The organism is Methylophilus sp. 3sh_L, from assembly GCF_046766015.1.
Taxonomy (GTDB): Bacteria; Pseudomonadota; Gammaproteobacteria; order Burkholderiales; family Methylophilaceae; genus Methylophilus.
Genome location: NZ_JBKOUF010000011.1, coordinates 1 through 8,918 on the forward strand (window position 1 = coordinate 1; position 8,918 = coordinate 8,918).

The window sequence follows — 8,918 nt, forward strand, 5'->3', positions numbered from 1 at the left end:
ATTTCAGCGGCTTCTACTGAACAGACCACTGGCATTGATCAGGTGAACCAGGCGGTGACCAGCATGGATGAAACCACACAACAGAACGCGGCTTTAGTTGAAGAAGCGGCAGCTGCTGCGGAATCCCTGGTTGATCAGGCTAACCAGCTGGCGGATGTCATCAGTCAGTTCAAGCTGGAAGGTAAAGTCAACACAGGCTTCACCGCAACGCTCAAAACCTCCTCAGGCAGTGGCGGATATTCAGCGCCGCGTCCAACCGCAGACTCGCGTTCAGGCAGATCTGTACCGGCGCCTTCAGGCTATGTTGATAAACCGCAGTATTCAAAATCTCCGCCGAGTGCGCCAAGGTCGCCCGCAAAGACAGGCACTGACGATTCGGATTGGGAGGAGTTCTAACCATTCGTCTAAATAAAAAACCGGCTGTTAAATAGCCGGTTTTTTTATGATGCTCGCTTATGTGTTTATTAGGTTAGCCGAAATCAATAACGTGAACGAAATTAAATTGTTAGTAGCAAATAAATTGAAATAAAAATACCGGCTTTTTCCCAAAATGAAATCTTATCTCTGTCGTTTATCATTTTAGCTCCATCTATCCTTATGGTTAATTGCAACGAGGCACTAACCATTTAGCAGCAATGTACTGATTGAGTTAAATCCTTCCCTATTCAGTACAATACCCAACGGCGAGAATAATATGCAGAAAGTAATACGATTGAGATGCATATAACGAAGTATGCTTGACTTCCTAAAGGAAATCACTCTCAGGCTTGAATCTCATAGTTACATGTTCTCAAAGTTTAATTGATTGATGGTAATTCGATTAATTCATTTTTAGAGGATCTGTCATGATTAGCAGGCTTTCTATAACTAAAAAACTAACATTGATGGCATGTATTATCTTAATGCCATTAACCTATTTAGCTACCGTCAATATTCTTAAGAGTCTGGACGATATAAAATCAACCAAGTCTGAAATCGACGGCGTTGCTTTAATCAAGCCATTGACTGGCATGATTGAGGATATGCAGAAACATCGTGGGCTCATGGCGAACTATCTTGCCGGCAAGACTGGGCTACAAACCAAGATCGCTGAAATTGAGTCTAAGCTAGACAAAGATATTGAAGTGATTCGCCACCTGCATGATACCTCCGAAATCTTGGTTCATGATGATCCTTATTGGATTGAGTTTTCAGGCAAATGGCAAACAGCCATTCAAAACTATAAGGCCTTAAGATTATCCAGCTCAGTCATCAGTAAAGAAGAAAGCTTTGCCAAACATTCGGCAATCATTGCCTTCCTGATCGAGTCTACCGTGATTAAAGCTGATATCAGTGGGTTAACACTGGACCCTAAGGAAGAGTCCTATTACATGATGGACACAGCTGTGTTGAAGGTGCCGCCGCTGATTGAAGTCATGGCACAAGTGCGTGGTTTAGGCGCTGCCGTGTTGGCCAAACAATCTATAACAGAAAATGAGCGCCTGAAACTTGAAGGTTTGGTTAATACCATTGAGCAGACCGATAGCCATTTTATGCACAATATGCACGTATTGGCACGTTATGACCAAAGCCACACTCAAGACATTGAGCCATTACTTGCTGCTACGCAGCAACTTAAACAATTACTCAATCAGGTGATCCTGGATAAGGAGTCACTGTCATATGACTCACAGGAGTATTTCAAACAAGCCACTACACAGATTGATAAAGCTTACGAGCAATATTATGTACTTCTTGAGCAATTGAATAGAACACTGCAAAAACGTGTCATACAAGAAAATCGGCAGTTGTATATGACCCTGACCATTGCTGTAATAAGTTTGTGTCTGGTGCTCTGGGTTGTCTACGCTGTTTCAAGAGACATTATTGCCAAATCAACGACCGCCAAACAAATGATGGAGGATCTGGTAAAAGGCAATATCAACTCAGTCCAACAAGACCTCACGCCCTATGATGAACTTGATCAAGTGATTGTTTCAGCAGGGAAACTTAATCAAACCATCCATACTTTGGTTAAACAATCCAAACAGCTTGCCATGTCAGCGAGTGACGGGAATTTGAGTGCTCGTGGTGAAAGCAACCAATTTGAAGGGGAATACAAGGTATTGGTAGAAAGTATCAATCAGACCTTGGATGGTGTCATTGTCCCGCTGAATGTTGCCGCACAATATGTAGCTGACATCTCCAATGGCAAAATTCCAGCCAAAATCACTGAAGCATACAAAGGCGATTTTAATACCATCAAGAACAACCTCAACCAGTGTATTGATGCAGTGCAGGCGTTGATTGCCGATGCCAATATGCTGTCCCAGGCGGCGATTGAAGGCCGCTTGTCTACCCGCGCAGATGCCAGCAAGCACCAAGGCGACTTCCGCAAGATTGTCCAAGGCGTCAATGACACCCTGGATGCGGTGATCGATCCACTCAATGTCGCGGCCCAGTATGTGGCGGATATCTCCAAAGGCAATATCCCGGCCAAGATTACCGATCACTACAATGGTGACTTCAACACGATTAAAGACAACCTCAACCACTGCATTGATGCGCTAAGTAGTTTGATTACTGAAATAAACCATATGAGTGCAGAGCATGATGTCGGAGAAATCGACGTGCGAGTGGATACCTCTAAATTCGAGGGTGCCTATCTTAGCGTTGCCAATGGTGTGAACCAGATGGTTGAAGAGCATATTAACACCAAGAAGAAAGCCATTGCCTGCGTCAGTGGTTTTGGTGAAGGCAATTTCGATACGCCGCTTGAGCTATTCCCACGTAAGAAAGCATTTATTAATGTGGCGATTGAGCAAATCCGTACTAATCTCAAGGCATTAAATGAAGATACGCTGATGCTTGCGGATGCGGCAAGGCAAGGGCGAATTACTGTGCGTGCAGATGCCAGCCGTCATCCAGGCGGCTTCCGAAAAATTGTTGAAGGTGTGAACAGCACACTAGACATGATCGTAGAACCGATCATTGCCGTGACTGAAGCCGTGGAAACCATCACCACTGCCGTGAATGAAATCTCCTGCGGTAACGCTGACTTGTCTGCGCGTACCGAGCAACAGGCTTCCAGCCTGGAGCAAACCGCGGCCAGCATGGAAGAGTTGGCCTCTACTGTGAAACAGAATGCTGAGAATGCTAAACAGGCTAACCAGTTGGCACTGACTGCGTCAGGTGTCGCCGTGAAGGGCGGGGAAGTAGTTAGCGAGGTGGTTGCCACCATGAGCGCGATTAACGAAAGTGCCAAGAAGATCGAAGACATTATCTCGGTCATTGACGGTATTGCCTTCCAGACCAATATCCTGGCCTTAAACGCTGCGGTAGAAGCCGCACGCGCAGGCGAACAGGGTAGAGGTTTCGCCGTGGTTGCGGGCGAGGTGCGTAACCTGGCGCAACGGTCAGCCAGTGCTGCGAAAGAGATTAAAGAGCTGATTACCGATTCTGTGAATAAAACTACAGAAGGCACTAAGCTGGTTGAGAATGCCGGTAGCACCATGGAAGAAGTGGTGTCTTCTGTGCAACGTGTGGCTGACATTATTAGTGAAATTTCAGCCGCTTCTACTGAACAGACCACCGGCATTGACCAGGTGAACCAGGCAGTGACCAGCATGGATGAAACCACGCAACAGAATGCGGCTTTAGTTGAAGAAGCGGCCGCGGCGGCGGAATCCCTGGTTGATCAGGCCAACCAGCTGTCTGACGTGATTAGCCAGTTCAAGCTGGACGGTAAAGTGAATACTGGATTCACCACTACGCTCAAATCCTCAGCTGGCAAATCCTCCTCAGGCAGTGGCGGATATTCAGCGCCACGACCAGCCGCAGATTCGCGTTCAGGTAGATCAGTGCCGCCGCCTTCAGGTTATGTCGATAAACCGCAGTTTTCAAAATCTCCGCCGAGTACGTCAAGGCCGTCCGCCAAAACAGGCACTGACGATTCGGATTGGGAAGAGTTCTAACCATTTGTCTAAATAAAAAGCCGGCTGTTTAACAGCCGGCTTTTTTATGTGCTCAGTTTTGGACCTATTCGCATTTTAAGGACATCCCTTCAAAGAGATAAAAAGGATAGGTTTTAAGTCTTTCTTTAATGGATGCTTGATGGGTGGGCAATTGCAATATAGCAATGTATTTAGGAAAAAAGTGTTTGTTTTAGGGAGACAAGTCTGGCGACAGACAGGACTTTGATTTTTTGTTTTCTTAATCAATCACTTGGGATAGGCGTAAGCAAACACTGAGGACGGATAAATGTTTGGAAACATGAGAGTAAAGAAAAGCCTGATGGTCGGTTTTGGTAGCATGATTCTGCTGATGGCAGGATTAACTGTTATTGGAATTGACCGTGTGCGTGAAATCGACGATACGCTGACTGAAATCAATGATGTGAACAGCGTTAAGCAGCGCTATGCCATCAATTTCCGCGGTAGCGTGCATGACCGGGCGATTAGTTTACGCGATGTGACACTAGAAACCTCCACTGCTGAAGTTGATAAGTCCATCAATGATATCCACCGGTTGGCGCTTGCTTATGAAGAGAGTGCGGCCAAGCTGGATGCTATCTTTAAAGCAGATGCTAGCGTGACGGCGGATGAAAAGGAAATTCTTGCAAACATTAAAGGGATCGAGACCAAAACATTACCGGTGATTGAGCGTGTGATTGCGTTACGCCATGCAGGCGAGGACGAGCAAGCGAAAAACCTGTTAATGACTGAGGCCAAACCTTTGTTTGTAGCGTGGCTGAAAAGCATTAACCAGTTTATTGATTATCAGGAGGCATTGAACAACAAGGCTTCAGCACAAGCCAAGTCTGTCGCTTCCGGCTTTTCAATACTGATGCAAATTGCGTTAGGTATCGCCGTTGTTATCGCTGGCTGGATGGCTGTTGCAATCTCGAAATCCCTGCTTAACCGTTTGGGTGCAGATCCGCTGGAGCTCACTGAATTTGCCAAAAAAATTGGTGAAGGGAATTCTGACTTTGCCGTACCACTGGTTGAACATGACCAAAGCAGTGTTGCCTACCAGCTACAACGCATGCGGCAACATGTGCTAAAAGTCATCAGCGAAATGAAAGATGTTGCGCAGGCGCAGGCCAATGGCGAGACTGATCGCCGTATCCACAGTGCCCAACACCAAGGCATGTTTAAAGACATGGCCGAAGGGGTGAATCAAATGCTGGACGACCAACATACGTCGACCCGCAAGGTGATGGCTGTGATCAACGGCTTTGGCAATGGTGACTTTGGTATTCCACTTGAGACATTCAAAGGTAAAAAAGCCGAGATCAACCGTGATATTGAACAAGTCAGGGCTAATTTGACCAATATCATTTCCGACTTAAACCAGATGTCTGCTGCGCACCGTCAGGGCAATATCAGCTATTTTATTGATCCTGCCAAATATAATGGCCACTTCAGCGCCTTGGCTGAAGGGGTGAACGGCATGGTGCAGGAGTATATCGAAGAAAATAAAACCGTGACCGATTGTATTTTGCAATTTGGTGAAGGTAATTTCTCCGCCACCATCAAGGAATTCCCCGGCGAAAAAGCGTTTATCAACAAGAGCGTCAAGAAAATTGGTGGTAACCTCAAAGGCTTGATTGATTCGGTGAACTGGGTCAGTAATGCGCATGAGCAAGGTGAAATTGATGCCTTGCTACGTGATGACATGTTTAAAGGTGATTTCAGTACGCTGGCCAAGTCTGTTAACAACATGGTGACTGGCTTGTTGGAAATGAACCAGCAATCCATGCAGGTGGTGAAGGGCTTTGGCGAAGGTAACTTCGACATTCCGCTTCAGCGCTGGCCAGGTAAAAAAGGCGAGATCAACGACACGGTTGAGCAGGTTCGCGCAAACCTGAAAGGGTTGATTGGTGACATCAATGGCTTAACAGAAGCGGCGGGCGAAGGCCGTATTTCTGTACGGGCCGACGCCAGTCAGCATAAGGGCGATTTCCGCAAAATTGTCGAAGGCGTGAACCACACACTGGACATGATTGTAGAGCCGATTATTGCGGTGACTGAAGCCGTGGAAACCATCACCACAGCCGCAAATGAAATTTCCAGTGGTAACGCTGACCTGTCTGCGCGTACCGAGCAACAGGCCTCCAGCCTGGAGCAAACCGCGGCCAGCATGGAAGAGTTAGCTTCTACTGTGAAACAAAACGCCGACAACGCCAAGCAAGCCAACCAACTGGCACTGACAGCGTCTGGTGTCGCGGTTAAAGGTGGTCAGGTCGTGAATGAAGTGGTTGCCACCATGAGTGCGATTAACGAAAGTGCCAAAAAAATTGAAGACATTATCTCGGTCATTGACGGTATTGCCTTCCAGACCAATATCCTGGCCTTGAACGCTGCGGTAGAAGCCGCGCGCGCAGGCGAACAGGGTCGAGGCTTCGCCGTGGTCGCGGGTGAAGTACGTAACCTGGCGCAACGTTCAGCCAGTGCTGCGAAAGAGATTAAAGAGCTGATTGCAGACTCAGTCAATAAAACCACTGAAGGCACCAAGCTGGTTGAAAATGCCGGTAGCACCATGGACGAGGTGGTCTCCTCTGTGCAACGCGTGGCTGACATTATCAGTGAAATCTCTGCTGCCTCTATTGAGCAGACGACCGGTATTGATCAGGTGAACCAGGCAGTGACCAGCATGGATGAAACCACACAGCAGAACGCGGCCTTGGTTGAAGAAGCGGCTGCGGCGGCGGAATCCCTGGTTGATCAGGCCAATCAGCTGGCGGATGTGATCAGCCAGTTTAAGCTGGAGAAGAACACGGGATCTGGCTTTGCCGCCTCACCTAAATCACAGGCCAAGGGGAATGCTTATTCATCACCGCGATCTATGCCCCAGCATGGCTCGGGACGACCGGTGCCAGCCCCCTCTGGGTATGTTGATAAACCCCAGCGCCCCCAAGCAACGGCCAGTCCACCAAGGGCCACGGCCAAAACCGGCACGGATAATTCGGATTGGGAAGAGTTCTAACCTAATGCATCTTAAGAAACGGCTGCTTCGGCAGCCGTTTTTTGTGTCTGCATACATTGGGCAGGGATTGTAAAACCTCATGCCTGAACGGCTTTAAACAGAACTATAAAAATATGCTTTACATTCAATTTGGATCTTGATCGTTAGCGGGATAATGATTACATAAACAGTGGATAAAAAGTCTTATAACCGGATTTTATTATTCATATAAAAATTGGCTTTTCGGTCATCCATTGACTTCAAGCTAGAAATAACTCGGAAGAGCAATGCGTCAGCAATGCACGCCCCCTATTTATTTTTATGCAAAGGAAGTCAATATGCAGTTGTCTCAGCGTTTTCAATCTATTCAGGGCAAAATCGTCCTGATGGCAGGGCTGTCCATTCTGGTCAGCGGCAGTATTCTTGTCGGTTCCTCTTATCTTTCCGCTAAAAATAATCAGCAACTGGTGTCTGAAAACGTCTCGTTGTTAGTCAACGAAGGCACCAAAAACAGCTTGAAGAATCTGGCTGGCTCAGAAGCAGGAAAAATCCAGGCCAAATTTGATGTCGCACTGGATGCGGCACGCACCATGGCACATACGTTTGTGTTGAGCAAAGAGGGCACGCTGGCGATGGGACGTGACCAGATTAATGCCGTCTTGCTCAATGTACTAAAACAAAACCCAGACTTTAACGGTACCTATAGTTGTTGGGAGCCGGATGCCCTTGATGGAAAAGATGAGGCTTTTAAAACCGGCAGAGATGGCAACAATAGCCTGACTGGCCGTTTTACGCCTTATTGGAACCGCGATGAAAGCGGCCGGATTGCGGTGCAACCGCTGGTGGAGTATGACACGCTGGACAAGCACCCCAATGGCGTCATGAAAGGAGGCTGGTATCTTGGCCCCAAAGCAAACCACACTGAAAGTGTATTGGACCCATTTCCTTATATTGTGCAGGGCAAATCTGTATGGCTGACTACGCTGTCGGTGCCGATTATCAAGAACGGCAAGTTTTATGGCGTCGCCGGGACTGACTACAACCTGGACTTTGTGCAAAAAACCGCTGAAGGGGCCAGCAAGAATCTGTTTGATGGCCAAGGCGAAGTGATTATCGTCAGTAATATGGGACTGATTGTGGCCGATAGCCGTAATCCGGGCTTGATTGGCCAGCCCTTCGGCAAGATTGTGGGCGACAGCAGCGCAAAGTATCTCCAAGAAATCCAATCTGGTCACGACATGGCCGCGATTGACCAGCAGGCCGGTCAAATGATGGCGCTCGCCCCTATTATGTTGGGCCGCACTGGCAAACCTTGGTCTGTGCTGATTAAAGTGCCAACGGCCGTCGTGCTGGCAGAAGCGCAAGCGCTGGATCAACGATTGTCTAGCAGTGCCAATCAAGCCGCTTTATGGCAGTTATTGTTAGGCTTGCTGGTGACAGCAACCGGGATTGCCGTCATCTGGTTTTCAGCCGCAAAAATTGCAAAACCCATACGTGAAGCCGCCCAAGTTGCACAGGACTTATCACTGGGTAGAACAGATGTGGTGATTGAGGTGCATAGCCAGGATGAAACCGGCCAGTTAATGACGGCGATGCAGAGCATGGTCAAGTCGATTAAATTACTCATTCATGATACCCATGCCTTGGCACAGTCTGCAGTACAAGGCAATCTGTCTACAAGGGCAGACATTCAGCCGCATCAAGGGGACTTCCGCAAGGTGGTTGAAGGCATTAACGAAACACTGGATGCGGTGGTGACGCCTTTAGGTGTGGCTGCGAGCTATGTGGAGCAGATTGCCAAAGGTGAAATTCCAGAAAAGATTACAGCCGACTATAAAGGTGATTTTAACGCCATTAAAAACAACCTGAACCAGTGTATCGAAACCATTAACCGCATGGTAAACGACACCGACGACTTGGTGCATGCTGCGGTTGAAGGGCGCTTATCCACCCGTGCGGATGCCAGCCAGCAT

The 8,918-nt window shown here is 47.7% G+C and carries 3 protein-coding genes and 1 pseudogene; all 4 read left to right on the forward strand.

Annotated elements, in window-relative coordinates; translation table 11 throughout:
* Positions 1-396, forward strand: a pseudogene (locus ACIDF8_RS14545) (chemotaxis protein); the annotation flags it as partial.
* A 506-nt stretch (positions 397-902) separates the two neighbouring features.
* Positions 903-3,953, forward strand: coding sequence for a methyl-accepting chemotaxis protein (locus ACIDF8_RS14550; protein ID WP_412011330.1), 3,051 nt, complete (start codon positions 903-905; stop codon positions 3,951-3,953).
* Positions 3,954-4,251: 298 nt separating this feature from the next.
* Positions 4,252-6,966, forward strand: a complete 2,715-nt coding sequence (locus ACIDF8_RS14555; protein WP_412011331.1) for a methyl-accepting chemotaxis protein — start codon at positions 4,252-4,254, stop codon at positions 6,964-6,966.
* Between the two features lie 317 nt (positions 6,967-7,283).
* Positions 7,284-8,918, forward strand: a 1,635-nt coding sequence (locus ACIDF8_RS14560) for a HAMP domain-containing protein (RefSeq protein WP_412011332.1), incomplete at its 3' end; no start/stop codon positions are given.

What these genes read in the sequence shown, in the direction of transcription:
- ACIDF8_RS14550 (WP_412011330.1), top strand. Translation starts at nt 903, where the DNA reads ATGCCATTAACCTATTTAGCTACCGTCAATATTCTTAAGAGTCTGGAC.
- ACIDF8_RS14555 (WP_412011331.1), top strand. Translation starts at nt 4,252, where the DNA reads ATGAGAGTAAAGAAAAGCCTGATGGTCGGTTTTGGTAGCATGATTCTG.